Annotated in this window: 21 protein-coding genes, 1 tRNA gene and 2 pseudogenes; 15 read left to right on the forward strand and 9 right to left on the reverse strand. The window is 71.8% G+C overall.

Annotated features, from left to right (window positions below):
* The first annotated feature begins 113 nt into the window (after positions 1–113).
* The 3 genes from ACGF4F_RS30455 (at position 114) to ACGF4F_RS30465 (ending at position 2346) form a co-directional block, all read left to right on the forward strand.
* Positions 114–241, forward strand: a tRNA-OTHER gene (locus ACGF4F_RS30455).
* Positions 242–940: 699 nt separating this feature from the next.
* A complete protein-coding gene (locus ACGF4F_RS30460) occupies positions 941–1282 on the forward strand; it encodes a hypothetical protein (protein ID WP_393082655.1) in 342 nt (113 codons plus the stop codon).
* A 182-nt stretch (positions 1283–1464) separates the two neighbouring features.
* Positions 1465–2346: a hypothetical protein gene (locus ACGF4F_RS30465; protein ID WP_393082658.1), complete on the forward strand. Its 882-nt coding sequence runs from the start codon at positions 1465–1467 to the stop codon at positions 2344–2346.
* 211 nt (positions 2347–2557) lie between these two features.
* On the opposite strand, the gene ACGF4F_RS30470 is transcribed toward ACGF4F_RS30465, so the two are convergent.
* Positions 2558–3145, reverse strand: coding sequence for a hypothetical protein (locus ACGF4F_RS30470; protein WP_393082661.1), 588 nt, complete (start codon positions 3143–3145; stop codon positions 2558–2560).
* 24 nt (positions 3146–3169) lie between these two features.
* Here ACGF4F_RS30470 and ACGF4F_RS30475 point away from each other — a divergent pair, with 24 nt between their 5' ends.
* Both ACGF4F_RS30475 and ACGF4F_RS30480 read left to right on the forward strand, forming a co-directional pair.
* Complete coding sequence (locus ACGF4F_RS30475; protein ID WP_393082664.1) at positions 3170–3301, forward strand: hypothetical protein; 132 nt, start codon at positions 3170–3172, stop codon at positions 3299–3301.
* 213 nt (positions 3302–3514) lie between these two features.
* Positions 3515–4081, forward strand: coding sequence for an NUDIX hydrolase (locus ACGF4F_RS30480; protein ID WP_393082667.1), 567 nt, complete (start codon positions 3515–3517; stop codon positions 4079–4081).
* Here the strand turns inward: ACGF4F_RS30480 and ACGF4F_RS30485 are convergent, their stop codons facing one another.
* A complete protein-coding gene (locus tag ACGF4F_RS30485) occupies positions 4082–5503 on the reverse strand; it encodes a helix-turn-helix domain-containing protein (protein ID WP_393082854.1) in 1422 nt (473 codons plus the stop codon). It abuts the gene before it with no gap.
* Positions 5504–6038: 535 nt separating this feature from the next.
* Here ACGF4F_RS30485 and ACGF4F_RS30490 point away from each other — a divergent pair.
* The 4 genes and pseudogenes from ACGF4F_RS30490 to ACGF4F_RS30505 all read left to right on the forward strand — a co-directional run.
* Positions 6039–6368, forward strand: a pseudogene (locus tag ACGF4F_RS30490) (hypothetical protein); the annotation flags it as partial.
* On the forward strand, positions 6365–6673 hold the full coding sequence (locus ACGF4F_RS30495) for a hypothetical protein (RefSeq protein WP_393082670.1): 309 nt from the start codon (positions 6365–6367) through the stop codon (positions 6671–6673). The pseudogene ACGF4F_RS30490 and the gene ACGF4F_RS30495, both read left to right, overlap by 4 nt.
* A 157-nt stretch (positions 6674–6830) precedes the next feature.
* Positions 6831–7347, forward strand: a pseudogene (locus ACGF4F_RS30500) (hypothetical protein); the annotation flags it as partial.
* Between the two features lie 29 nt (positions 7348–7376).
* Positions 7377–7649 (forward strand): hypothetical protein, encoded by a 273-nt coding sequence (locus ACGF4F_RS30505; RefSeq protein ID WP_393082673.1) that lies wholly within the window; start codon positions 7377–7379, stop codon positions 7647–7649.
* 119 nt (positions 7650–7768) lie between these two features.
* Here the strand turns inward: ACGF4F_RS30505 and ACGF4F_RS30510 are convergent, their stop codons facing one another.
* Positions 7769–8560 (reverse strand): SDR family oxidoreductase, encoded by a 792-nt coding sequence (locus ACGF4F_RS30510; RefSeq protein WP_393082676.1) that lies wholly within the window; start codon positions 8558–8560, stop codon positions 7769–7771.
* A 1-nt stretch (position 8561) separates the two neighbouring features.
* Positions 8562–9533, reverse strand: coding sequence for an LLM class F420-dependent oxidoreductase (locus tag ACGF4F_RS30515; protein WP_073833784.1), 972 nt, complete (start codon positions 9531–9533; stop codon positions 8562–8564).
* A 159-nt stretch (positions 9534–9692) separates the two neighbouring features.
* Here ACGF4F_RS30515 and ACGF4F_RS30520 point away from each other — a divergent pair, with 159 nt between their 5' ends.
* The 3 genes from ACGF4F_RS30520 (at position 9693) to ACGF4F_RS30530 (ending at position 13219) form a co-directional block, all read left to right on the forward strand.
* A complete protein-coding gene (locus tag ACGF4F_RS30520; RefSeq protein ID WP_393082679.1) occupies positions 9693–10907 on the forward strand; it encodes a low temperature requirement protein A in 1215 nt (404 codons plus the stop codon).
* A gap of 169 nt (positions 10908–11076) precedes the next feature.
* On the forward strand, positions 11077–12312 hold the full coding sequence (locus ACGF4F_RS30525; RefSeq protein WP_393082682.1) for a low temperature requirement protein A: 1236 nt from the start codon (positions 11077–11079) through the stop codon (positions 12310–12312).
* A gap of 61 nt (positions 12313–12373) precedes the next feature.
* On the forward strand, positions 12374–13219 hold the full coding sequence (locus tag ACGF4F_RS30530; protein ID WP_393082685.1) for a DUF1028 domain-containing protein: 846 nt from the start codon (positions 12374–12376) through the stop codon (positions 13217–13219).
* 74 nt (positions 13220–13293) lie between these two features.
* Here the strand turns inward: ACGF4F_RS30530 and ACGF4F_RS30535 are convergent, their stop codons facing one another.
* Positions 13294–13965 (reverse strand): maleylpyruvate isomerase N-terminal domain-containing protein, encoded by a 672-nt coding sequence (locus ACGF4F_RS30535; protein WP_393082688.1) that lies wholly within the window; start codon positions 13963–13965, stop codon positions 13294–13296.
* A gap of 110 nt (positions 13966–14075) precedes the next feature.
* On the opposite strand from ACGF4F_RS30535, the gene ACGF4F_RS30540 reads away from it, so the two are divergent.
* Positions 14076–14528 (forward strand): YbhB/YbcL family Raf kinase inhibitor-like protein, encoded by a 453-nt coding sequence (locus ACGF4F_RS30540; RefSeq protein ID WP_393082691.1) that lies wholly within the window; start codon positions 14076–14078, stop codon positions 14526–14528.
* Here the strand turns inward: ACGF4F_RS30540 and ACGF4F_RS30545 are convergent, their stop codons facing one another.
* Complete coding sequence (locus tag ACGF4F_RS30545; RefSeq protein WP_393082694.1) at positions 14529–15416, reverse strand: phosphatase PAP2 family protein; 888 nt, start codon at positions 15414–15416, stop codon at positions 14529–14531. It abuts the gene before it with no gap.
* Between the two features lie 85 nt (positions 15417–15501).
* Between ACGF4F_RS30545 and ACGF4F_RS30550 the strand changes: the two genes are divergently transcribed.
* Positions 15502–16185: a DUF3159 domain-containing protein gene (locus tag ACGF4F_RS30550; protein WP_393082697.1), complete on the forward strand. Its 684-nt coding sequence runs from the start codon at positions 15502–15504 to the stop codon at positions 16183–16185.
* Between the two features lie 286 nt (positions 16186–16471).
* On the opposite strand, the gene ACGF4F_RS30555 is transcribed toward ACGF4F_RS30550, so the two are convergent.
* Positions 16472–19369, reverse strand: a complete 2898-nt coding sequence (locus ACGF4F_RS30555; RefSeq protein WP_393082857.1) for a glycoside hydrolase family 48 protein — start codon at positions 19367–19369, stop codon at positions 16472–16474.
* An 843-nt stretch (positions 19370–20212) separates the two neighbouring features.
* Between ACGF4F_RS30555 and ACGF4F_RS30560 the strand changes: the two genes are divergently transcribed.
* Positions 20213–21706 carry a GH1 family beta-glucosidase gene (locus ACGF4F_RS30560; RefSeq protein ID WP_393082700.1) on the forward strand — a complete coding sequence of 498 codons (1494 nt, stop codon included), beginning with the start codon at positions 20213–20215 and terminating at the stop codon, positions 21704–21706.
* Positions 21707–21753: 47 nt separating this feature from the next.
* Here the strand turns inward: ACGF4F_RS30560 and ACGF4F_RS30565 are convergent, their stop codons facing one another.
* Together ACGF4F_RS30565 and ACGF4F_RS30570 are read right to left on the reverse strand one after the other, a co-directional pair.
* A complete protein-coding gene (locus tag ACGF4F_RS30565) occupies positions 21754–22167 on the reverse strand; it encodes a roadblock/LC7 domain-containing protein (protein ID WP_218012428.1) in 414 nt (137 codons plus the stop codon).
* Positions 22168–22172: 5 nt separating this feature from the next.
* The gene (locus ACGF4F_RS30570; RefSeq protein WP_393082702.1) at positions 22173–24803 is read right to left on the reverse strand and encodes a nitrate- and nitrite sensing domain-containing protein; all 2631 of its coding nucleotides are present in this window, start codon (positions 24801–24803) and stop codon (positions 22173–22175) included.
* Positions 24804–24848: the final 45 nt, after the last annotated feature.

Consider the following 24848-nt stretch of genomic DNA (forward strand, 5'->3'; position numbering starts at 1 on the left):
GCCGCCTGACCCCACCCACCCAAACCCGGCTCCGCTGCGCTGCGCCGGGGGCTGCCGCCTGCCCACTCACCGTTGGATTTTCGGGTCTGACAGTGTCAGGGCAGACTGTTGGTGGACCGGTGGCAGAGGCAGGTTATTGCAGCGCTGAGATGCCGGATGCCGTGCACGCGCGGCGGCTCGAAGGCGCGTGGGGCCGCTGGCGTGCCATGCCCCACCGGGGGTTCAAATCCCCTCCGGTCCGCTCGTAGTCTCCCCAGCACGGTTGGGTGACTATTTGGGTGACGATCGGGACGGACACCGGCGGACTGCCACGGACACTGGGGGATCGTCCTGGCAGCTCAGCGGATTCGTAGCCGCAGGTCAACGTCCCGTGTTGGTTGCCTGGGGGTCAAGTGCTGCTGACGGTCGTAGGAGCATCGGGAGACTTTAAGTCTCGTCCCGCTGCCGCCGTTCTAGCTCCCAGAGCCTCGCGCGATCGCGGTAGTAGATCTCGTCCTGGCGATGCATCACCTCGACCAGGGCTTTGATGCCGGCGCTACGCCCGAAGCATTCTGCGTGGACGAGCCGGAGTGGGTTGGTCCGAAGGTCATATACGTACGGCACCCACCGAGCCGGGCTCCACTCGGAGCCGCTGCCGGGTCTACGGTCCTGGCTTACTGCGGGTCCGTCGGGATCGATCGGATTGCCGCACTCGGGGCATATGAGCGACGACATTCGAACAGTATGGGCTCTGGGGCGCTTCGGGGCCGTCGCTGGGCCGTCTGGGCCGCAACCGGGCCGTCAAAGGCCGACCAATTACGACCGACGACGACCAGCAGTACCCGGAGAAACAGCAGGCCAGCCGCCATGTGACAGCGGCTGACCTGGTGGGCGACGGACGAGTCGACCTGTACGCCGGATATTGGGTCCGGTGCACACTGAGCGCCCCAGGATGAGGACGGTGGCAGTGGCGGCGACGGGACTCGACGAGGCCGTTGCGCGGATCCAAGGCAGCGGCGGCTACCGCATCGTGGTCTGGGGATACCGATCCCTTGCCGTCGGGTTGATCTTCGGTCTGCTGGTCCTCGTGTCGGCGCTCGTTCGCTCCCTGCCGGTGACGATGACATTGTTCGCCATGGCGGCACTGGCGGTCACCGTCGGCGTGTGTCTCTGCTGGGCGGGCATGATCAAGCTGCGGGTCGATCGGTTGATGCCGCGCGGCGGGACCAACCGTCATCGAGCCCTGATGCGAGGACTGTGGCGAGACGTGATCAAACCAGTGCAGCGCAACCGGCATGAGTAGCAGCTGACAGCAGCGGCGACAGCAACGGGCCAAGACGAAGGCGACCAGGGCTGGCCTCCGGCGGACAGTCGCCCGAGGTCGTGGACGTGCCCGAACACCCGTGGACGAAGCGCCCAGAACTTGTAAGCGAGATGTCTGGGTCCGGCGAGAGGACACCGGCCGGCTGCCGGAATGATGGACGGGTGACGGTGGGCAGGACTCTGCGGGACTTGGATGCGCTGATGGCCGCGGCCTCGGAGGTGGTCGTACGCGAGAGGTTCGGTGGCGTTCTTGCCGCCACGTCCGATCCAGCGGCGCTGGCGCAGTTGCGCTTCGCGCTGAGGGTCGGGAGCGTCTTGGACGGCTTCTGCATGTGCCTGGGTGAGTATGCCGTTGACTTCCTAGACGACACGGGTCAGCTCGTGGCTGCGGTCAGTTATCACCACGCGGTGACGCTGCGCTGGGATGGGTTCACCGGCGACGGCGAGCTCGTCGATGGAACCGCCCTCCTGTACTGGCTCGCCGGACGGGGCTGTCAATCTCCGCTTGACCGGTTCCGTGCTCAGAACAGCGAACTCGTGGCTGCCGAGGCCAGATCAAGGCGGGCCGAGGATAGCTGGCGGGCTGCTGCCCCGCTGCCTTCCTCGGTGGTTGACGCGCTGGTCGAGACGTCTCGTTCCGGCAGTCACACCAGCGATGACCAAGTTGGCTCTCTCTGCGAGCAGCTACAGGCTGCCTACCCCGAGGCCCTCGAACGGACTCTGGTACTGCTTGCCTGGCGCGGTGCTGGCACCGGTCGGATCTCCGGTTACCCCTCCTACGAGGAGGTGCCAGATCAAATGCTTGCCAGGCTGCCCCTCGCCACCATCGCGCAGGCGCTGTCATCGCCGACAGCCGCCGACGGGCACTTCGTGGGGGCGCTATCTCACCTCACAAGCTGGCACTCACGAAAGCGGCGGAGGCGCGAGCTGGACCAGCTGCCTCCGGAGATTCGCGCCAGGCTTCTCGCCGTCGGGCTCGAATCGCACGATGCAGCGATCCGCGACCGCGCACAGCGAAAACTCGGCCAAACGAACAGCAAGTAGCGACACGGCCGGACATCAGCAAGATCCGGAACATGCGCGGAATGATCAAGCCCGTCAGGGGCAGAGGGTTGGTCGTATGTCCTGGTAGGGGGCCAGGTCGACCGGCGAGCGCCACTCCCTTCCTAAACCGTGTGCGGCAGTGGAGGCAGCGGCAGGTCCCACCAACTGCACCCGCTACCTGGCGCTTGCGGCCCATCGGGTTGCGGGCTGGTCAGACGGACAAGCAGGTGCCATCGGGCAGCGTTCCAGCTACGCCGGCCGCCTCGCCCGAAGGAAGCACGTAGCCGAGCACGCAGGCACCTTCAACCCGCGCGGCGAACACGAGCCCCTTGCCCTCGGTGATCTCGTTCGACCGCGCGGGCCGTACGACGTGGTCGACCAGACCCACGCGGTTCAATGCAGTCCGCAGCTCGCCGGTGTCGATGTTGGCGCGCCTACATGGCCCGGGACCGCCGGCCGCAGTCGTCATGCAGACCGGGGGCTGTCGATCCTTCACGGCCGACAACTCCGTTCGGAGCTCAACGGCGGCGAGTCGGGCGGCCTCCCGCGCCGTGTGGCTCGGCGTGCTCCGGCCAGCTGCGACGGCGAGGTCCCAGCATGGATCGGGCACCACTCCGGTCGGTTGCGGAGGCTGGAAACAAGTGATGAACCGGGGGGCGGCGGCGGATTCTGCCGCGGTGCTGCCACCATCACTGCTCCGGTTCAGGATCGGCACGGCGAGCGAGACGGTGGCAGAGAGGACGAAGGCAGCACCGAGCCCTGCCGCTATGACGGCCGGTCTCGGCGAGCGCCAGTTCACCTGTCAGACAGTACGCGGAATGGCTTGGCTCCCTGGTGCGACGTTGTCCAGCTGGCCGCCCACCGGCTCAATGCGATCGTCACCGCGGACCTCGACAAGATCACCAGGCACAACGCGGGCACAAGCGACGCCGACAAGGACTGTCAACCGCTGTGAGGCAGCAGAAAGGCAGCGCGAGCCTCGATGCGGGCCAGTCCCGAACGCGAAGCGACGACGGCCGGCACCTGCTCGTGAACGAGGATCGCCACCGGCCGACAGCAGGCGACAGGTTAAGTCCGCATCCCCCCGACGGGGTTCGTTCCGGATCGAGCCGAGTCGTCGGGACGCCGGGCGGCAGCGGCTCTGTGCCGCTGGTCGGATACTGGCCGGGTGACGGAGGAGCAGGTTAGCGGGTCGACGCGGTGGACGATTCATGGTGAGCGGGTTGTAGACGGCAGCCGGCGGTCGCGGTTGAGCATCGCGGATGTGGAGTTGCCGGATGGGGTCCGCTTCGAGCAATACGTGATCCGTGCGCCCCGGTCGGCGATGGTCGCCGTGCTCGACGGCCAGGAGCGTCTGTTGCTGATGCGGAGGCACCGGTTCGTGTTCGACCGATGGGTGTGGGAGCTGCCGGGCGGCTACGTCGATGAGGGCGAGGATCCGGCGAAGTGTGCGGTCCGAGAGGTCGAGGAGGAGACCGGGTGGCGTCCGGGCGCGGTCGAGCCGTTGCTGTCGTTTCAGCCATGGGTGGCGACCGCGGACGCGGAGAACCTGCTGTTCCTTGCCCGGAACGCGGAGCACACCGGCGTTCCGGTGGACGCCAACGAGACCGAGCGGGTGGCCTGGATTCCGCTGGAGGAGGCGCGGCATCTCGTCTCCCAGGGTGAGATCGTGGGTGCCGGTACGGTGATCGCGGTGTTGGAGCTGGTGGCGCGCAGGGCACGGGGTGAGCTGTAGTCAGCGACGTTGGCTGAGCGCGGCGTCAACCCGGGTGATGAAGTGCCGTACTGCTGGCCGACGGCGGTGGGGCGTCAGATGGGCTTGCAGATCGCGCAGGTAGCGGACGGCACGAGCCGACCTTAGTTGCGTGGTCAGGGTGAGGGCTTGCCCGCCGATGGCGCTGGCGCGGTCCAGCTCGCCATGGCGGGCGTGGACGGTGGCCAGGAGGGCGAGGTTGAAGGCTTTGCCGCGTACGTAGCGTTCGTCCATCTGTAGGGAGCGAGCGGCGAAGCGTTCGGCTCGGAGGTGTTGACCGAGTGCGTTGAAACAGTGGCCGAACTTGGCTGACAGGTACGCCTCGTCGAAGTAGCCGAGCCACTGGGGGTCACTGCTGCGGTCGGCTCGATCGAGGGCTTGCTCTGCTTGGTGCAGCGCGGTGGCGCAGTCGCGTTCGTGGAGGGCGACAGCGTGGGCGTGAGCTTCCATCACGAGTGCTTCGGCAGTCAGCACGGTGAGGCCGGCGCGGTGTGCCGTCTGCCGGGCGGCGCGGGCGAGGTCGACGCCGGTGGCGGTGTGCCCGAGGTAGGTGGCCTGGTGGCTCATCGCGGCGAGGATCTCGGCACCCAGGCCGGCGTCGTCGGCCGTTCGAGCGAGGTCGAGGGCGTGGGTGAGGTAGCGCTGGGCGAGGCCGTGTTCGGCCATGTCGTACGCCTGCCACCCGGCGAGCTGGGTCAGCTCGGCAACGGCGGCGAGCAGTTTGCGGCCAGTCGCCGGGTCGTAGCGGCCCTCGGTCACCAAGGGCGCGACCTCGTGGTGAAGAAAGCGGGTGACGTTGTTGCGGGCATGTCCGCCGCCGTATTGGTTGTCCAGTCGCCGATAGGTGGCGGTCATTTGGCGGATGGTGTCGATGTCGGGTTGACCGACTGTTCGGCGGCCCTCCTGCTCGACGGGTTGCGACATGGTGGTGGTGAACCAGCGCAGGGCGGGCAGGGTGTATGCGGTGGAGCTGAACACTGTCTGTCGAAGCATGTCTCGACGGTTCACGTCGCCTTCCCATAGCTGCGCGGCGGCCCGGACGTCATCGCGCCAGGATCGGTTGGCCGGCACATCACTGTGCCGGCTGCGGGGGTGATCCGCCATGTCCGGGCGATATGCCCGCTGGCGAGGCGCCAGGCCCAGCGTCATCCTGGCTTCGTCAGGCATGCCGCAGCCGTTGGCGATCCGCTCCAGCACGTCGATTGAGGTCACCCGTCGGCCGGCGATGATCCGGCTGACGTAGCCCTGCTCCAGGCCGACAGCCGCTCCGATGCGAGTTTGGCTCGCGCCCGCATGCCGAGCGAGCAGCCGGAACAGTGCACCGATATCGCGGGCGGCCAAAACCTCGTGCATGTCCTCGCGCGACCAGAGGTCGTCGGGTATCCAAAGAGGATCGAGCAGCACAACGACTCCCAGCGTTGTCAGGCGACTACCCATGGCGCTCAGCCTGGAGCCTACGGTCGGTGTACTGGCAGGTCGAGCCTCCTCATGTCGCCGTGACATGACCAGTCGACATGGCCGCCGCATCCCATATCGGCGGACCGTCTCGGGCATGGACTTCGATTCCGATGACCCGCAGGGCGTGATGGGGCTGGAGGCCGTCTACGGCTCTGACGCCCCGGTCGGGTTCGCCTTCCCGACTCTCGATGAAGGGGCAGGCTCGTGACGATCCGATGTCACCTGTACCTGTTGGTGCGGTGGCTGCTCCGGCAGCACAAGCCACCACCACCGCCGGGAACAGGGCAGCGGCATCAGGACGCCGAGCACGCGGCGGCGCGACAGCGGTTACTCGACCACGCAGCACAGCTACGGCGATCCCAGGGCAACCGCGAGCCGGCGCAGGACCTGCCGGCAGAGCACCGGTGAGCCGAATGGCGGCCGGCGAGTTCGGCCGGACGACTCCGGGCAGACGGCACGTCTCGTACGAGGAGTACCTGCTCGCGACCGCCCTCACCCTTGCCCGCCGACACCGGCCGGTCTGGTGCTGGCAAAAATGGCGGCGGATCTGCCGCTGCGGCGCCGAGCCGCCCTGCCGCGCCCGACACCGAATCCCGATCAATCGTGGCCACTGGCCAGGAGAGGAGACGTCGTGAAAGACGACCAGGAGCACATGATCCTGGCCGTACACGTTCGCGGGCTCGGCGGCATGTGCGTCGGCTGCCGCGCCTGGTGGTCACGGCTGACTCCGTACCCGTGCTGGCAGGTGGATTGGGCGACCAACCGGCAGGCTCGGACCATCACCGCCCGGTTCCTGGGCGGTGTGCGGTGACCACCCACGGCCCGGTCATGCCGATCTGGAGCTGCGGAGGCTGCGACCTGCCCTGGCCCTGCCCAACACGGAAGCGGGAGCTGCGGGCGGAGTACGCCGATGCTCCGGTGTCGTTGGCCCTCTACCTCGGGAGCTATCTCGTCCAGGCCGCCGAGGACATGCCCTGGACGCCGGCCGGCGTGTTGCACTGCCGCTTCCTCGGCTGGACCAGACGGGGCGAGCGATCGACGCCAGCAGTACAGCAGTGGAGTACAGCAACCGCGCCAGCCGAACCGGACCGAGAAGCCCGCCAGCAGGCCGGATGACCTCGTACCGCACCCGATCCGGCCGGCTCGCCGGCAATCCAGGCGTCCAGGCGGACCGGGCGCAACCCACCGGAACGCGGAATGCCGATCACCTTGCTCAGCCAAGCAACACTGACGACATGCACCCGCCTGTCTGGGCGGCCACCACCGCCCTCGCCGCCGTCCTCCTGGCCATCGCTGGGTGGCGGTGGCGCATGCGCCGCCGCGTCCCTCGCGAGCTGACCGACGCGCTGCGGCTGGCCGGTCACCCGGCCGGCGACGACCTGGCGGCGGCCGAGGTGGCCGCGCAGGCCCGCCGCACCCTGGCCGAGGCCCGGGCCGCGCAGAGCGGGGCGAGCGAACCGGCCGAGCAGAGGCGGTCGGATGCGGGATTCCCCGCCGCAGGGCCGGTGGCGTCAGGTCCGGCCGGTAGCCACCCGAGTTCCAGCCCCGGCAGCGTGCCGGCCGGGACACGAACCCGGTAGCCGGGCAGCGACCTGCCCGGCGGCGAGGCCGACGAGCTGGCCGGACTGCTCAACCAGGTGGCGTTCGCCCCGAGCACGGCGACGCCCTCCCAGGCGGACCGGGCGGCGACGCTGGCCGGCGGCTACGTCTCGGCGCTGCGCGCGGCCCGCCCGTGGTGGCGGCCGCTGCTGTGGACGGTGCATCCGGGCCCACTGCGCTGGCGCCGCTGACGCCTTGCCCGCCGTCCTACCGTCAGGGCATGCCCGCACCTGTCTGGGCGATCCTCGCCACCCTCGCCACTGCTCTCCTGGTCACCGCCGGCTGGCGGTGGCGCGTGCGTACCCGTAACCGCCGCGAGCTGACCCGGGAGGAGAAACTCGCCGCCGCCCGTAAGGCGGCGGATGGGCTTCGGCGCAGCGCGCGTCGCGCCGGGCCCGGCCTCTCTGACACCGAGAGCGCCCGGCCGGGATTCAACTGGGCCAATTACTCCGGCGGCCCGCCGAGCGACACCGGCGGGTCGGCATCGGTCTGACCCGCGCACGCGCCGCGGCCCGGTGGATCCTGGGCGGACACGGCTCCGCCGGGGCACGTCCCGCCCGAACATCTCTGACCGGCGCGCCCGCCGGCCCGGGCAGCGGACGCCGAGGGTGATCAGGCACGCAGCTTGCGGACCAGTTTGCGCAGGCCGGCCTGCCAGCCGTCCGGGTCCTCGGCCCGCCGGCGGGCGTACGTGGCGACCTCCGGATGCGGGAGGATCAGAAACCGCTCCTCGGCCAGCCCGGCGATGGTGGCCTCGGCGACCTCGTCGGGGCTGAGCACCGCCCCGGAAGCGGCGATCACCCGGGCACCCAGGTGCCCGGCGGCCAAACCGTCGGCGAGCATCGGCGTGTCCACACCCTGCGGGCAGAGCGCGCTGACCCGGATGCCGGCGTCCCGGTAGGTGACCGACAGCCACTCCGCGAAACCGACCGCCGCGTGCTTCGTCGCGGTGTACGGGGCGTCGCCGACCGCGGTCAGCACCCCCGCCGCCGAGCAGGTGAACAACAGGTACCCCTGACCGCGGCGGAGCATCGCGGGCAGCACCGCCCGGGCGGTGTGCACGTGGGCCATGACGTTGACCTGCCAGGCCCGCTCCCAGTCCGAGTCGGGTGCGTCCACTCCCCCGCCGGTGGCCACGCCGGCGTTGGCACAGAACACGTCGATCCGCCCGTACCGCTGCTCGGTCTCGTCAACCAGCGCGTGGACCTGCGCCTCGTCGGTGACGTCCAGCCCGACGGCGTGCGCGACGGGTCCGATCCCCTCGGCGACCGTGCGGGCCGCATCGGCGTCCAGGTCGGCGAGGACAACGACGGCGGCGCCCTCGGCGGCGAACCGGCGGCCGAGCGCCGCGCCGATGCCACCCGCGCCACCGGTGATCACGGCCACCCGATCGGTCAGGTTCATCTCAGGTCACCTCCGTGCCGAGCCGGGGGATCAGCGCAGCCAGCGCCGCCGCGCCACCGGCGGCCAACTCCGGGGTGGGCAGCAGCGCCAGCACCGGCACGTCCACCCCCTGCTCGGCGTACCGGCGGACCTGCGCGACGCAGTCCTCGGGTGAGCCGTGCAGCACCAGCGCGTCGACCACCTCGTCCGGCACGGCCGCGGCGGCGCCCCGCCGGTCGCCGGCCGCCCACGCCGCCCACATCGGCCCGAGCAGCGGATCCCGGCCCAGCCAGCGGTGGAAGGCCGCGTACGCGGGGACGGTGAGGTAGCCGGCGACCAGGCGGCGGCCCAGCGCCCGGGCGTGCGTCGCGTCCTCGGTCGGGCAGACGAAGATCCGGGCGACGACCTCGAAGCCGGGCCGGCGCTCGCCCAGCTCGGCGAGGGCGGTCGGCACGTCGGCGGCGGCCAGCCAGTTGAGGACCACTCCATCGGCCTCGGCGGCGGCGAGCCGCAGCATGCCAGGACGCAGCGCGGCCACCAGCACCGGCGGCGGCACGGCCGGAGGGCGTTCCAGGGTGAACCGGCGGACGGTGAACGTGTCGTACGCCCCGTCGACCGTCTCCCCCCGCAGCGCGGCGCGCAGGAAGCGCAGCATGTCCCTGGTCCGCTGGTACGGCTCCTCGAACCGGCCGGCGTTCCAGTCACGGACGAGCACCGGCGAGGACGCGCCGATGCCGAGGGCGAACCGGCCGGGGGCGGCCTCGGCGAGCGCGGCGGCGCTCATCGCGAGCAGCCCGGGCCCTCGGGTGAAGACCGGGGCGATCGCCGTGCCGAGGCGCAGCCGGGGTTGCCACGCGGCGGCGAGCGCCAGCGGCGTGAACGCGTCGGCCCCGGCCACCTCCGACGACCAGACGTCGGTGAAGCCGGCCCGGTCGAGGGCCGCGTAGACCGGGGCGTGGTCGGCGAGCGGGATGCCGCTCAGCGGAACCGTCATGCCCCATCTGATCGTCACTGGTCGATCGTGCCCGCTCGCCGTCCCCCTGAGCAAGATCCGGACCGGTCCCGACCCGATCGAAAAGCACGATAGACGCCAACAGAACCGGAAAGAGTGTTACGACTGCCAGATGGGCTGGACCGACGGGGGGAGGCGACCATGACGGCCGCCGAACCGCCGGGTCGGCTGCAAAGCGAGGACGCCGCGAAACGGGCGACCTTCCTCGAACTCTTCTTCGACCTGGTGTTCGTCTTCGCGCTCGCCCGAATCGGGACCCGCGCCTTCGAGGACCTGGCGGTGGCACCGGGACACGGAATCGTGTGGCGGGCGGTCACCGACAGCGGCAAGACCCTGCTGCTGGGCCTCGCGCTCTGGGCGATCTGGCAGGGCACCGCATGGACGACCAGCCAGTACGACGCGTACCACACCTCGATCCAGGCGATCGTGATCATCGCCCTGGTGGGCAGCATGGTGATGGGGGTGGCGATCCCCCGGGCGTTCACCCAGGCCGGGCTCGCCTTCGCCGTCGCGTACGTGGTGACGCAGGTGAGCCGGCCGGTGATCCTGCTGGCGGCGCTGGGCGGGCACCCGTACCGCCGGGTGAAACAACGCATGCTGATCACGTTCGGGGTGACCGGCGTGCTCTGGTTGACCGGGGCGTTCCTGCCCACCGTGCCGCGGGTGGCGCTCTGGGCGACCGCCCTCGCCCTGGAGGGTTTGGCGATGCGGACCGGCTGGCCGGTGCCCATGATGGGCCGCTCTGCCATCTCCCGCTGGGACATCGCCGGGGAGCACCTGGCCGAGCGGTACCAGCAGTTGTTCCTGGTCGCGCTCGCCGAGTCGATCCTCGTCGCCGGCCTGGAATTCAGCGAGCGGCCCCCCGGCCTGTACCGGGCTGCCGCCTTCGCCACAGCGCTCGTCACGTCGGTGCTGCTGTGGCGGATCTACGTGCAGCGGGCCGGGCAGATCCTGGCCGAGGCGGTGACGAAGGCGGCGCATCCCGCCACCATCGGCCGGTCGGCGGCCGACACCCATCTGGTGATGGTGATCGGCGTGGTCGCCACCGCGATCGGCTTCGAGCTGGTCGCCGACCATCCGGCGGGGCACAGCCACAGCGTGTGGGTTGCGATGACCCTCGGGGGCCCGGCGCTCTTCCTGGCCGGTCGGGCCCGCTTCGAGTACGAGGTCTTCGGCCGTGTGTCGCCGTCGCGCTGGGTGGCCATTCTGGTTCTCCTGGCGTCGGCGCCGCTGCTGCTGCACGTGGTGACCCTGGCGTCCGGGGTGGCTGCCGCCGTGGTGCTGTTCGGGGTGGCGGTGGCCGACGCCCGCCGGGCTCGGGGGCGCCCACCCGAGGAGGCCGCCCCACCGTTCTGAGGGGGATGCCGCCTCCGACCGGCGTCCCTGCCACCCGGGCGAGTGGACCGCGGCGTGCCGGCGAGCCGGTACCGCCCGGTGGCGGCAATCCAGGCGATACCGGCCGGAGCGCCGGAGGCGCGTGTTACGACTGCCAGGTGGCCTGGAGCTACGGCGGGAACTGCCGACCATGACGACCGGTGACGAGACCGGTGGGCAGGTCGAACGCGAAGAGCGCACGGGCGCTGCGGCGGTGTCGACCCGCGCCACGTTCCTGGAGCTCTTCTTCGACCTGGTGTTCGTCTTCGCGCTCACCCGCATCACCGCTCGTTCCTTCGAGGATCTGGCCTTGGAGCTGGGCGGGACCACGGGGTTCACGCCGATCACCGGCGGCGGCAAGACCCTGCTGCTGCTGTTGGCGCTGTACACGGTGTGGCAGGGCACCGCCTGGACCACCAGCCGGTACGACCCGTACCGATCCGGGTTGCAACTCGTCGTGGTCATCGCCCTGGTGGGCAGCATGGTCATGGGCGTGGCCATCCCCCGCGCCTTCAAGGTGTCCGGCCTGGCGTTCGCGGTCGCGTACGTGGTCACGCAGGTCTCCCGACCGCTGATCCTGCTGATCACCCTCGGTCACCATCAGAACCAGCGGCTCAAGGTGCGGATGCTGATCACGTACTGCACGACCGGCGTGCTCTGGCTGGTTGGGGCGTTCGTGCCGACCAACCCTCGGGTGGTGCTGTGGGCGGTGGCATTGGGCATCGAGTACCTGGCAGGCCGAACGGGCTGGCCGGTGCCCGGACTGGGACGGTCCGCCGTCTCCCGGTGGGACATCGCCGGGGAGCACCTGGCCGAGCGCTACCGTCAGTTCTTCCTGGTCGCGCTCGGTGAGACGATCCTCGTCGCCGGCTTCTCCTACAGCGCGCGTCCGTTCAGCGCCAACCCCACTATCGCCTTCGCCCTCGCGCTGCTCACCTCGATCCTGCTCTGGCGGATCTACTTCCAGCGGGCCGGACAGATCCTCGGCGAGGCGGTCCTCAAGGCGAAGCATCCCGCGACGATCGGCCGGTCCGCGGCCGACACCCACGGGGTCATGCTGGTCGGCACCGCCGCCATCGCCATCGGTTACCAGCTGACCATCGAGCATCCCCTTCACCGGACCGAGGCGGCCTGGGTCGTGTTGATCATCCTCGGCCCGGCAGTTTTTCTGGCCGGTCGCGCCCGGTTCGAGTACGAGGTTTTCGGCCGCGTCTCGCCGTCCCGGTGGATCGCGATGCTGGTCCTGCTCGCCTCGGTGCCGCTGCTCCTGCGCTACCCGCCGCTGATCGCCTCGGTCGTGGCCGCCGTCGTGCTGATCGCGGTCGCGGTGGCCGACGCCCTGCGGGCGCGGGGCAAACCGCCGGAGGCGGCCAAGCCGCCGTTCTGAACGATCGCCCCGGGGCCCTCGCGGGATCGTCCGAACCGGCCGCCGGCGCTACCATCCGCGCGTGACCTTCTCGATCGTGGCGCGCTCCGCCGACGGGCGCCTGCACGGCGTGGCCGTGGCCAGCAAGTTCCTCGCCGCTGGTGCGCTGGTCCCGGCCGCCGAGGCCGAGGTGGGCGCCGTGGCCACCCAGGCGCACGTCAACCTGGCCTACCGGTCGCAGGGGCTGGCGCTGCTGCGCACCGGCGTGGCCCCGGCGGACGTGGTGGCCGGCCTGGTCGCCGCCGATCCTGGCCGGGACGACCGGCAGCTCGGCGTCGTCGGGACGACCGGCGACGGGGCCACCTGGACCGGGCCGCGGTGCCACCCGTGGTCCGGCGGCCAGGCCGGGGACGGCTGGGCGGCACAGGGAAACATCCTGGCCGGGCCGCAGGTCATCGACGCGATCCGGGACGCGTGGCTGGGCGGGGCCGAGCTGCCCTTCCCCCGGCGGCTGCTGGCCGCGCTGCACGCCGGTGACCGGGCGGGCGGTGACCGGCGCGGCCGGCAGAGCGCCGGCCTGCTGGTGGTGCAGCACCGTGGCGGCTACGCCGGCACCGGCGACGAGCTGGTCGACCTGCGGGTGGACGACCACCCGGACCCGGTCACCGAGCTGGGCCGCCTGCTCGACACGCACACGATGCTCTTCGGCAAGCCCGATCCGGCCACTCTGCGGGACCTCGCCGGCCCGCTCGCCGACGAGGTGGCCGCGCGCCTGGCTGCCGCCGGCCACCCGGTCGGCCCGGCCGGCCTGGACGACGCGCTCGCCTCCTGGGCTGGGGTGGAGAACCTTGAGGAGCGCCTCGTTCCCGGCCGGATCGATCCGATCGTCCTGGACCACCTGCGGCGTATCACCCCGGCCGCCCGCTGACCCGCCGGCCAGCGCCGCCGGCCGTCAGGCGAGCGCTGCCGCCTGTCGGCGCCCGGCGTCGGCCTTGCCGAAAGTCAGCCGCCGAAGGAGAGCCAGCGGAACCCGGACCGGTCGACCAGGGTCCGCTCCCGGTCGGTGAGCGGTGCCCGGCCGGTGGCCTTGCGGACCAGGGTCAGCGGGTCCCAGCCGAGCCCGTCCGGCACCGGCCGGCCGCCGGTCAGCAGGTCCGCCACCACCTGCGCCGCCGTCGCGGTCAGCCAGGGCCGCCGGTCCAGCGCGTCGGCCAGGTCCAGGCCGTGCACCCCGACCTCCACCACCCGGGTACGCAGGAACTCGGTGAGCGTCATCGCGTCGCCGTGCCGGGTGCGGACCAGCCGCCCCGGCGGCTGCGCGGCGACCGCCGCGTCGACCGCCCGCCAGGCCCGCGCGAAGCCGTCCGCCACCTCGGGTACGCCGGCCAGCTGGCGCGCCTCCCGTCGGGCACTGTCGATCCGGGCGCCGTCCACCTCCGGGGTGAACTTGGCGGCCCCGAAGTAGCCGGCGGCGTCCACCTCCGCCCGCTCCGGTGCCGGGGCGGCGAGCATGTCAACGAGGCGTCCCGCACCGGTCGACACGTGTGCCAGCAGGTCGCGGACCGCCCAGGGCGGGCACGGCGTGGGCCGCTCCAGGTCCGCCTCGGTCAGGCCCCGCATCACCCCCTCCAGCCGCCCGCACTCGTCCCGGAACGCCACTCGTACGGTCTCCATGCGCCCTCCCCGTCGGCTGCCTGGCCCTGCCCGGTCAGCCTGCCACCCGCCGTTTCGTCGCCCACCCGCCGGGTACGCGCGGCGGGACGACGAGGAGGAGGCGCGGAAAGATGGCCGGCATCATGCTGCGGAGCACCGCCTTCAACGACCACGACCTGCTACCGGGACGCTTCTCCCGCGAGGGCGGAAACGTCTCGCCACCCCTGGAGTGGTCCCAGGTCCCCGACGCGGCCTGCGAGCTCGTGCTGTACGTCGAGGACCCGGACGCCGGGAAGACTCCTTTCCTGCACTGGCTGGTGACCGGGATCTCGCCCCGATCCGATGGGGTCGCCGAGGGCGGCGTGCCGCTGGGCGGCCAGGAGTGGCCCAACGACTTCGGCAGCACCGGGTGGGGCGGCCCGCACCCGCCGGCGCACGAGGACCCGCACCGGTACTTCTTCCGGCTCTACGCCCTCGAGCGGCCGCTGGAGCTGCCGGAGACGCCCCAGGTCACCGACGTGCAGCGGGCGCTGACCGACAAGGAGATCGCCAGCGGCACCATGGTCGGCACCTACTACCGCTGATCAACCCTTGTGGCGGGGCACCAGACGGTGCACCAGCGCGAGGACCAGCGCGGCCACCACCGCGATCGTCCCCGCGATGCCGGCCGCGCTGCCCGCGTACCCGATGAAGAGGGGCCGGCGGGCGAGTTCGTCGGCGGGGGTGTCGGAGAGTCGGGCCAGCCAGAGCAGGGCCAGCGCGGACGCAACGAGCGCGAGCGCGCCGCCCAGGCCGAGCACGGCGGCGGCCTTCGGGTGTGCGTCGGCCGGGGAGATCTTCGCCCGTTCCCGCTGGAAGACGAGGAGCAGCAGGCCGGCGATCGCCGCCCAGATCCCGACCAGGAGATATGCGGCGACGGCGTCGCTGGGTCGGTGCCAGCCGGCGGAGAGGGTGGCCACTCCGGCGGCGGCGGCGTAGCCGGCGCCGAGGAACGCGCCCACCGCCCGCACCTTCGGCGGCAGCACCAGGATCAGCGCGACGGCCACCGAGGCGGCCACCGTGGTGTGGCCGCTGGGCAGGCTGTTGCCGACGGCTGCCCGCGCCGGGTCGATGCCGAAGTCGGGGCGGGTCAGGCTGTGCTTGAGCAGTTGGGTGCTGAGGTTGGCGCCGGCGATCAGCAGGGTGGCGGTGACGGCGAGGGCCTTGCGGCCGCGGATCAGCGCGATGAAGCCGATCACCGCGGTCGCGGCCAGCAGGGACACCACCGACATGGCGTTGAGGATCCGGTCCACCGGGCCGTCGATGCGGCTCTGGCCGATTTGGTTGCCGGTCAACGCGACCGTGTCGATCCACTGGCCCGACAAGGTGTGCACGGCGACGCGCCACACCACCAGGAACGCGGCGGCGTGTGCCAGGGCCAGTACGACCAACCAGACCGCCGTCCCGCCCCTCGCCGTCGTGCGCACCCGCACAACTTAACGGCCGGCCGCATCCGGCGCTCGTTGGGTGGCCGTCGCGCCTCTGGTTATGTTGAGGATCGATCGGAGGAGGTGGCGGGTGACCAGCACGCCGGAGCGGGAGCGGCCGGCCCGCGAGCGGCCGGAGTCCCTGGCGGACCTGCTCGGTGGTCGGCGGGGAGCGCTCGACGCGACCCTGCCGCCGGTGGCGTTCGCGGTGGGCTGGCTGGCCGCCGGGCTGTGGGGCGGTGTGCTGGCGGCGCTGGTGGGCGGGGCGGCGGTGGCCGGCTGGCGGCTGCGGCGCGGGGACCGTCCGCGGTCGGTGTTGATCGGGCTGCTCGCCGTCTGCGTGGCCGCGCTGATCGCCCTGCGCACCGGGCGGGCCAGCGACTTCTTCCTGGTGCAGTTGGTGTCCAACGCGGCCAGCGCGCTGGCCTGGATGGTCAGCGTCGTGGTGCGTTGGCCGCTGCTCGGGGTGGTGGTGGGCGCGGCGCTCGGGCAGCGCGTCCGCTGGCGTCGCGATCCGGCGCTGCTGCGGGCGTATGGCCGGGCTAGCTGGGTGTGGGTGGCCACCTATCTGCTGCGGCTGGTGGTCTTCGTGCCGTTGTGGCTCGGCGGCCAGGTGGTCGCGCTGGTGGTGGCCCGGGTGGCGTTGACCTGGCCGCTGGTCGCGGCGGCGTTGGCGGTGAGCTGGCTGGTGATCCGGCGTTCGCTGCCGCCCGGTCATCCGGGGCTGCGGCACCCGGTCATGCCGTCCGATGGGGACGGCGGGCGGGAGCAATAAGAGAGAGGCCGCCACGGGGGGAGCGGCCTCTCTGGTGATGTACGTTACTCCGTCCGGGGCCGTCGTGTGATCCCGTGACGGCTGGATTTTCTCGGGCGTTTTCGCGGCAAGTTCGTCTTTGGGCGTGGTGGTGGGCCGGTCCGTCCGCTGCGTCGGCCGGACGGCCGGCCCACCTGTCCTGACCGTGGGGTGTCAGGCCGTCCGCCGGCCGGGCGAGGTGATTCCTTCCGGGCCCGGTCGACCGCCGCCACGGGTGGGCCGGGCCACCCGTGGCGGCGCCGTCACCTCATCCCGCGGGGAAGTAGGTGCCGTAGTCGGCGTACGCCATGGCGACGTCCGCCTGGGCCCAGAACCGGTGGTAGTTGAACGTGGGCGCGGGTCCGCCCTTGAGGTACGCGTCGACCTTCGGCCAGTCCGGGTCGTTCTTGTAGAACGAGCGGATGTCCAGGAAGCTCTTGCCCGCGGCGATGGCGTCGCCGTTGGGCATCTTGCCGGTCCAGCCCGGCGGGATGTAGAGGCCCTGGCCGTTGCTGGCGTTGTAGACGTCGTCGAAGCGGTTGTAGTCCTCCCGCGTCTCGGGGCGGGAGACGCCCTTGGCGTCGGCGGCGGCGGACAGTGCGTCGAGCAGACCCTTGGCGGTGTTCTTGGCGGCGGTGTTGCCGGACTTGGCCGCGTAGGCGATCAGGGTCCGGGCGTAGGCGGCGGCGACGCCGACGTCCTGGCCGCCCTTGGTCACCGTGACGTGCAGGTTGGTGTTCGGCAGCGGGTTGGTCGGGTTCCAGGTGTTGGGCTGGCCGGTCCACTGCAGGTCGGACGGGATCGACCAGTTGGTGCCCAGGGTGGTGTTGGCGATGGCCCAGGGGACCCACTTGTCCAGCAGCGCCTTGGCCTTGGTGTTGCCGGTCTGCAGGTACAGCTCGGCGATGCGCTGCATGGACCACGCCTGCATGCCGAACCACTGGTTGGACGGCGGGTCCCGGTAGACCGGGGCGACGTCGTAGAACATGCCGTAGAAGGTGGGCGTGCCGGCCGGCGGCTGGGAGTAGCTGCCGTCCCAGCTGTTGGTGGCGCCGCCGGCGATGCCGCCCTCGGCCGACTGGAGCCAGGTGTAGAACTCCAGCTGCCGGTCGAAGCTCTTCTGCCAGTCGGCGACCGCAGTCGGCGACTGGGGCTTGAGCTCCGGCACGTTGGTCAGGGCCCAGGCCGCGAGCGGGTTCTGGTAGCCGAAGTGGTTGTGGCTGGAGCCGATGCGCCAGGACCAGTTCTGGCTGGTGTCGTACGCGCCGCCCCAGGCGTAGTACCAGGAGAGCAGGTAGTGCGCCGAGTCGCGGCCGGTGCCGGCGGGGCAGGTGGTCGGGCCGACGCAGTTGCCGATCTTCTTGAAGTACTTGTCGAACAGGGAGTACCGCAGGTAGTCGCCCATCTTGGCGGCCTTGGCCACGGTCGCTGCGACGTCGGCCTGCTTGCCCTGCGCCTTGGCCCAGGTCAGCGCCCAGTAGGCGGCCTGTACGGCGCGGGCGTCGGCGTCCGGGGCGTTGGTGTACTTCCACTGCTTGGCCGGGGCGTTGGCTTCCTTGATGAACAGGTCCAGGTAGCCGTTCGGGCCGCCGTGCTTGAACGTGTCGCAGGTCGGCTGCGGCACGGTCTCCCACACCGACTCCTGCGGGCCGCGCTGGAAGGTGTTGATGTACGCCGGGCGGGTGGTGCCGTCGCCGCAGCGGCCGTAGCCGTAGGTGTTGTCGACGTCGAGCAGCCAGTGCATGCCGTAGATGTCGCCGGTGCCATAGGTGGACTGCAGTTCGGAGCGGAGCGGGTCCTGGCCGACCGGCACGTTCGGCTGCAGCTGCGACGGGTACTGGCTGGGTTGGTTGTACTCGGCCGCGTACTGCGGGGTGCCCGGGGCGCCGGCCGTCGGCTGATCTGAATGATTCGGAATTATGTATTTTTCCATCACGGTCCAGGCGCTGTTGAACGGCGTCCAGTTCTGGGTGACCCGGCCGTACTGCGCCTCGAGCCAGAGCCAGAAGCTGAACGCCTCCGAGGTGGTCTCGTGGCCGTGGTCGGGTGCCTCGACGATCAGCGTCTCGATCGAGTGGTACGGCACGCCCTCCGGGCTGAAGTAGCCCGAGTTCTTGATCTTTCCGTACTGGTCGAGGAACTTCTTGATGTAGGCGTTGTCCCCGCCCGGCACGTCGTTGTCGACCTCGGTGACGGTGATCGTCACGGGGGTGTGGCCGGTGGCCGAGGCGGTGATGGTCGCGGTGCCGCTGACGGTGTCGGCGTCCTCCGCCGCCGCGACCGTGACGGTGACGCCGGTGTTCCAGTTGGCCGGCGTCAGCGTCACCGTGCTCGGCGAGACGGTGATGTCGGGGTCACCGCCGCGGGTCAGCGTCACCGGCACGTTGCCGCTCGGTGCGGCGCTCAGCTTCAGGTTGACCGTGGCGGTGCCGCCCTCGTTCACGCTCAGCGTGGCCGGGGTGGCCACCAGGGCCGGCCCCGTGGCGGGGTTGACCGTGAAGGACTTCTCCGCCACCGCGCTGGCGCCCAGGTTGTCGTACGCCTTGGCCTGCACCGTGTAGCTGCCGGCCGGCAGGCTGTCCAGCGTGTACGCGTACGGGGCGGTGGTGTCGGTGTTGACCAGCAGGCCGTTGCGGTAGAACTCGACCTTGCTGATCGTCCCGTCCGGGTCGCTGGCGGTGGCGGTCAGCGGCACGGTCGCCGGCGCCGTGAAGGGCCCGGCCGGCACGTCGAGCGAGACCGTGGGTGGCTGGTTGGCGGGGGTGCCGTTGCAGGCCACGCCGTTGAGGGTGAACCCGGTGGGCTTCGGGTTGGCGCCGGTGTAGGAGCCGTTGAAGCCGATGTTGGCGGTGGCGCCGGTGCCGAGGCTGCCGTTCCACGTCTCGTTGGTCGCGGTGACCTCGCTGCCGGTCTGGCTCCACCGGGCCGACCAGCCCTGGGTCACCCGCTGGGTGCTGTTCGGGAAGGTGAACTTGAGCGTCCAGTCGTTGATCGGGTCGCCCAGGTTCTTGACGTCGAGGTTGGCGGTGAAGCCGCCGCCCCAGTCGTTCACGGTGTAGACGACGTCGCAGGCGGGGGCGGCCTGGGCGGTGCCGGCCGGTAGGGCCACCCCGCCGATGGCGAGGGCGGTGGCGGCGAACATCGCCGTGCGGCGACGTCTGGCCATGAGTCTCATGTGCGCGGTGTCTCCTCGGACCAGGCCGGAACCGTACGGCTCCGGCGAGGCGCCTCCACGCGGCGGACGTGCGCGGGGGACGGAGGCGCCCGGGAAGGTGGTCGACCCGGCGGTGCCGGGATCGGGGCGCCGTGCCGGGCGTACCCCGGCTGCCCTCGGCGGCCCACGCTCGCGCGAGCTGGCTCCACGTCGCGACTGAGAGTCTGCCATGGAAGCGCTCCCACCACAATGCCGACGAGATTTGTCCAGCCCGATGTTTCGATCTCGTTCAGGGGCTTTCACAAACCCGTGACGGGCGTTACAGTCGCAAGCATCGTCGATGGGAGCGCTTCCATCGACGGAGATCCAAGTGTTGGATGGCCGGGACCGTTCCTGCCCGGCGCCTCGACCCAGGAGGCTGACGACGGGCCAGCCCGGACGCCGCCGTCAGCCATCGCCCGCCGACACATCGGAGGGAGGTGGAACCAGAGCCACTCGCGTGGCCCGGCTCCCGCGCGACACGCACGACCGGACGCCAATTCCACTCGTGCGTGTGTGCATCACAGGTGGGGACGGGGGTTGCCCTCCCCCGTCCCCACACTAAACCTTCGTTGTCGACGGGAAAAGAGGCCGACGGGACAGGCGCGAGGCGCTGCCCGGCCGGCCTCCCTCGCTCTCCACCCCACCCTCGCGGCTCGCCGCCCCGAGCGACATCCCGCCCACCGAACTCCCGGCCGCCCGACCGGGGGCCCACACCCGCGCGGTCCGCCCTCGGCACGTGGCCGGTCGCGCCTGACCTATGCTGGGAGCGCTCCCGGCCCGTAGGGCGGCCAGTGATCCCCGAGGAGAACGCCCATGTCGCTACTCACCCGACGGCGCCTGCTCCGGCGCGCCGCCCTCTCCGCGGCCGCCACCGGCGCGGTCCGCACCGGGCTGGCCGGCGCCGCCGTGGCTGGGGCCGTCGCATCCGCCGCCGTCGCCGGCTGCGACGACACACCCGACCCCGCCCCGGAGGGGGACGCCTCGTCCGGGGCGCTGCGCTTCCCGCCCGGCTTCGGCTGGGGCGCGGCCACCTCGGCCTACCAGATCGAGGGGGCGGCCAAGGAGGACGGCCGGGGTGAGTCGGTCTGGGACACCTTCAGCCGCACCCCGGGACGGACCCGCAACGGCGACACCGGTGACGTCGCCGCCGACCACTACCACCGCTACGCCGAGGACCTGGACCTCATGCGCGACCTCGGGCTGCGCAGCTACCGGTTCTCCATCTCCTGGTCACGCATCCAGGCCGACGGTTCCGGCCGACCCAACCAGCGCGGCCTCGACTTCTACCGGCGGCTGGTGGACGGGCTGCACGAGCGCGGCATCGCCCCGATGGCCACCCTGTTCCACTGGGACCTGCCGCAGGCCCTGCAGGACGCCGGCGGCTGGGAGAACCGGGACACCGCCGAACGCTTCGGCGCGTACGCGGACATCGTCTTCCGCGCCCTCGGCGACCGGGTACCGGCCTGGCTGACGATCAACGAGCCGAAGACCGTGGTGCAGAACGGCTACCTGTCGGGGCACCACGCGCCCGGCCGGCAGGACCCGGCGGCGGCCTATCTGGTCGCCCACCACCTCCAGCTCGCCCACGGCCTCGCCGTACGCGCGCTGCGCGCCGCCGGCGTCGAGGGGCGGATCGGCCCGGCGCTCAACCTGCACCCCTGCTACCCGGCCGACGACACCGCCGAGGCGGCGGCCGCAACCCGGCTCTACGACGGCTACGAGAACCGGCTCTACCTGGACTCGGTGTTCACGGGCGCCTACCCGCAGGACGTGCTGGCCGACCTCGGTGCGGACAGCCGGATGGTGCGCGGGATCCGCGACGGCGACCTCGCGGTGATCGCCAGCCCGGTGGACCTGCTCGCCGTGCAGTACTACACGCCCATCTACGTCACCGGCCAGGGCAAGACGGTGCGGAAGTGGCCGACCTCCGAGGCGGAGTGGCAGCAGATCTACCCGGAGGGGATGTACGACATCCTCACCCGGGTCACCCGCGACTACGGTCCGATCCCGCTCACCATCACCGAGAACGGGCTGCCCTGCCCGGACACGCTCGCCCCGGACGGCACGGTCGACGACACCGCCCGGATCGACTTCCTTCGCGACCACTTCGCCGCCGCCCACCGGGCCATCCGCGACGGCGTGCCGCTGGAGAGCTACCACGTCTGGTCGCTGCTGGACAACTTCGAGTGGGCCGAGGGATACGACCAGCGCTGGGGACTGGTCTACGTGGACTATCCGACGCAGCGCCGGGTGCTCAAGCGCAGCGCCCACTGGTATCGCACGGTGATCCGCAACAACGGCCTCTAACCGGTTCGCGGCTCGGCCGGACGCTCCGCCGGCCGGGCCCGCCCCGCTCAGCGGGGCAGTGCCTGCTGCAGCTCCGCCCGCAGCGCCGGGGTGAGCATCTCACCGGCCTGCTTGGCCAGCCGCGCCATCTCGTAGCCGACCACACCGATGTCGGCGTCGGCGCCGGCCAGGGTGGCCAGGATGGAGCCGTCCCGGATCTGCATGACCAGGAAGTAGCCCCGTCCCATCTCGACCACGGTCTGCTTGACGATGTCCCCGTCGAACATCTGGGCCGCGCCGGCGGTGATGCTCATCAGCCCGGAGGTGACCGCGGCGAGCTTGTCCGCGTGGTCGCGGGGCAGGTGGGCGGAGATCGCCACCAGCAGTCCGTCGGAGGAGACCACCACGGCGTGCGCCACCCCCGGGACCCGCTCGGCGAACGCGTTCACCAACCAGCTCAGGTCGCGTGCCTCCTGGCTCAACGTCGTCACGGTCGTTGTCCTCCTTCGCTGCGTACGCCGGCGGGCGGCATGTACATCTGGATGGTTTCCTCGGCCTCCGCCCGCCGCAGCCCGCCGTAGAAGCGGGACAGCATGCCGCCGACCGCGTCCGGGTCGGGCTCGTGGCGGGGCACCGGTTGCTGCGGGCGGGCGGGCTGGCTGACCGCGCCGAGCTGGGCCATCGGCACGCGTACCGGGAGGCCCCGCGCGTTGATCCCGGCCGTGACCGGGGTCGCGGCCGGCGGCGATGTCACGCCGAGCACCGAGGACGCCGGACCCTGGCGGGTGAACCAGCCGCCGCCGGGCGAGCCGGCGGCCGGGGTCAGCACGTCCTCGGCCCGGACCGGCACGGGGCGGGCCTGCCGCGGCATCGCCGGCGCGGCCGGGGCCGGTGGATCGGGGCGGATCCCCGCCGGCGGCATCGCCGGGCGGCCGGCCACCGGCAGCTCGGCCGCGAAGTCGGGGAACCGGCCCGCCACCGGCAGCTCGGGCGCGGGCATTTCCGGCCGGCGTCCCGCCAGCGGCAGGTCGGCCGGCGGGGCGGCGGCGTACAGCCGGGACCGGGCGGCGAGGCGGTGGGTCAGCATCCGCGGCGCGGCGGGCTGGTCCAGCTCGGGCTCGGGTGCCGGGGCCAGCAGGTCGGCGGGGATCCGGACCCGGGCCACCAGTCCCTCGTGGTCGCTGCGCAACTTCACCTCGACGCCGTGCCGGGCGCTGAGGTGGCTGACCACGAACAGGCCCATCCGCTCGGAGGCCGCCACGTCCGCGGCCGGTGGTTCGGCCAGCAGCGCGTTCGCCTCGGCCAACGCGGTCGGGCTCATCCCGAGCCCCTGGTCGACGATCTGCACCACCGCGCCGGTGCCGTCGCTCCAGGCGACGACGTGGACGACGGTGTCCGGCCGGGAGAAGGCGGTGGCGTTCTCCAGCAGCTCGGCGAAGAGGTGCACCAGGTCCCCGACCGCGTGGCCGACGAGGTGCAGGGCGGCGCTGGACCGGTGGCGGACCCGCTGGTACTGCTCGATCTCGGCGCTCGCCGCGAGCAGCACCGCGCCCAGGCCGACCGGCCGGTTCCACCTGCGGCTGGACTCCATGCCGGCGAGCACCAGCAGGCTCTCGTCGTTACGCCGCATGCGGGCGGCGAGGTGGTCGAGCTTGAACAGGTTCTCCAGCTGCTCCGGGTCGCTCTCCTCGCGTTCCAGCTCGTCGAGGAGTTCCAGTTGCCGCTCCACCAGCACCTGGCTGCGCCGGGCCAGGTTGACGAACATGGCGTTGACGTTGCGCCGCATCGTCGCCTGCTCGAGCGCGACGTCGACGGCGCTGCGGTGCACCGCCACGAACGCCTCCGCCAGCTCGCCGATCTCGTCCCGGGAGTGGACCGCCGTGGGTGGCACCTCGATCGTCGCCACTGGACGGTCGACCGCGCGCAGCCGGTGCAGGGTGTGTGGCAGCTCCACCTGCGCGATCCGCAGCGCCTCGCGGCGTAGCAGGCGCATCGACCGGGCGATGGACCGTCCGATCAGCAGGGAGATCAGCACGGCGACCAGCAGCACCGCGACGATGCTGCCCGCCACCAGTAGGGTGTCCCGCAGCTGCTGCGCGCGTGCGCCGTCGGCGTGGCGTACCGCGTCGTCGAGGACCTCACCCTCGAGTTGGCGGAGCAGTTCCAGCCGGCGTTCGCTGGCCGCCCACCACTCGGGTGCGGAGAGCACCGCCGGCTCGGCGGTGCCGGTGGGCAGGGTCTGCTCCTCCAGCCGGGCGGCCGCCACGAACGCCGGATTCACCGACACGAGGTCATAGCGGCGGACCTGCTCGGTGCTCGCCGCCAGGCGGAACGCGCCCAGGGCGGTGAGCTGCTGGGCCCGCAGGTCGGTCAGGGTGACCTGGTCGTCGACGTCGTACCGGCCGGCCCGGGCGGCCGCGTAGAGCTCGGCCCGGATCCGGGAGGTGAACTCCTTGACCCGGGACAGCTGCACGTACCGCAGCACCGCGTCGGTGAGCGCCTGCTGGCCCTCCCCGGGCGACGGTTCGGCCAGCAGGTTGAGCAGGGCGCCGATGGCCCGGTGGTAGTTGCTCAGGATGGTGTCGGTGCTGAGCACCGCGGGCGGGATCGCGGCCCGGATGTAGACCACCTGGTCGTACGCCTCCAGGACCTCCGAGTACGCGACCCGCCAGGCGGCGTCGGCGCCGGCGAGCGGCTCAGCCGCCCGGCGCAGCTCGGACAGCGCCTGGTTGGTGGCGTCTTGCAACGGCTTCAGCGCGGCGATGGCGGCGTCCCGGTCAGCGCCGGTGCCGGCGCGGCGCAGCGCGGCCAGTTCCCCGGCCGCGCGGTCCCGTTCCTGCTGGAGCCGGTCCACCACGGCGGTGATCTGCCGGCCGATGCCGACCTGCTCGGCGAAGGTGGTCAGCGCGCTGGTCTGCCCGGCCAGCCCCTGGGTCTGCACGCTAGCCAGCACCAGGAACGCCAGCGAGGGGATGACCAGCACCGTCGCGAGCTTGGTGCCGATCCGCCAGTCCTGCAACCGGAACGCCGAGCGCGGCCGGTGGGGCACCACGCGGTCGCGTCGGCTCCGGCCCGGGCGGGCGGCCGTTCCGCGAGCCGGGTCGGGACCTGCGCCCACGCTTGCCTCCTCGGTCCCTCGACTCCCGTCGCAGGGGGAGCGGAG

Source organism: Micromonospora sp. NPDC047740 (assembly GCF_043204735.1).
Lineage (GTDB): Bacteria > Actinomycetota > Actinomycetes > Mycobacteriales > Micromonosporaceae > Micromonospora.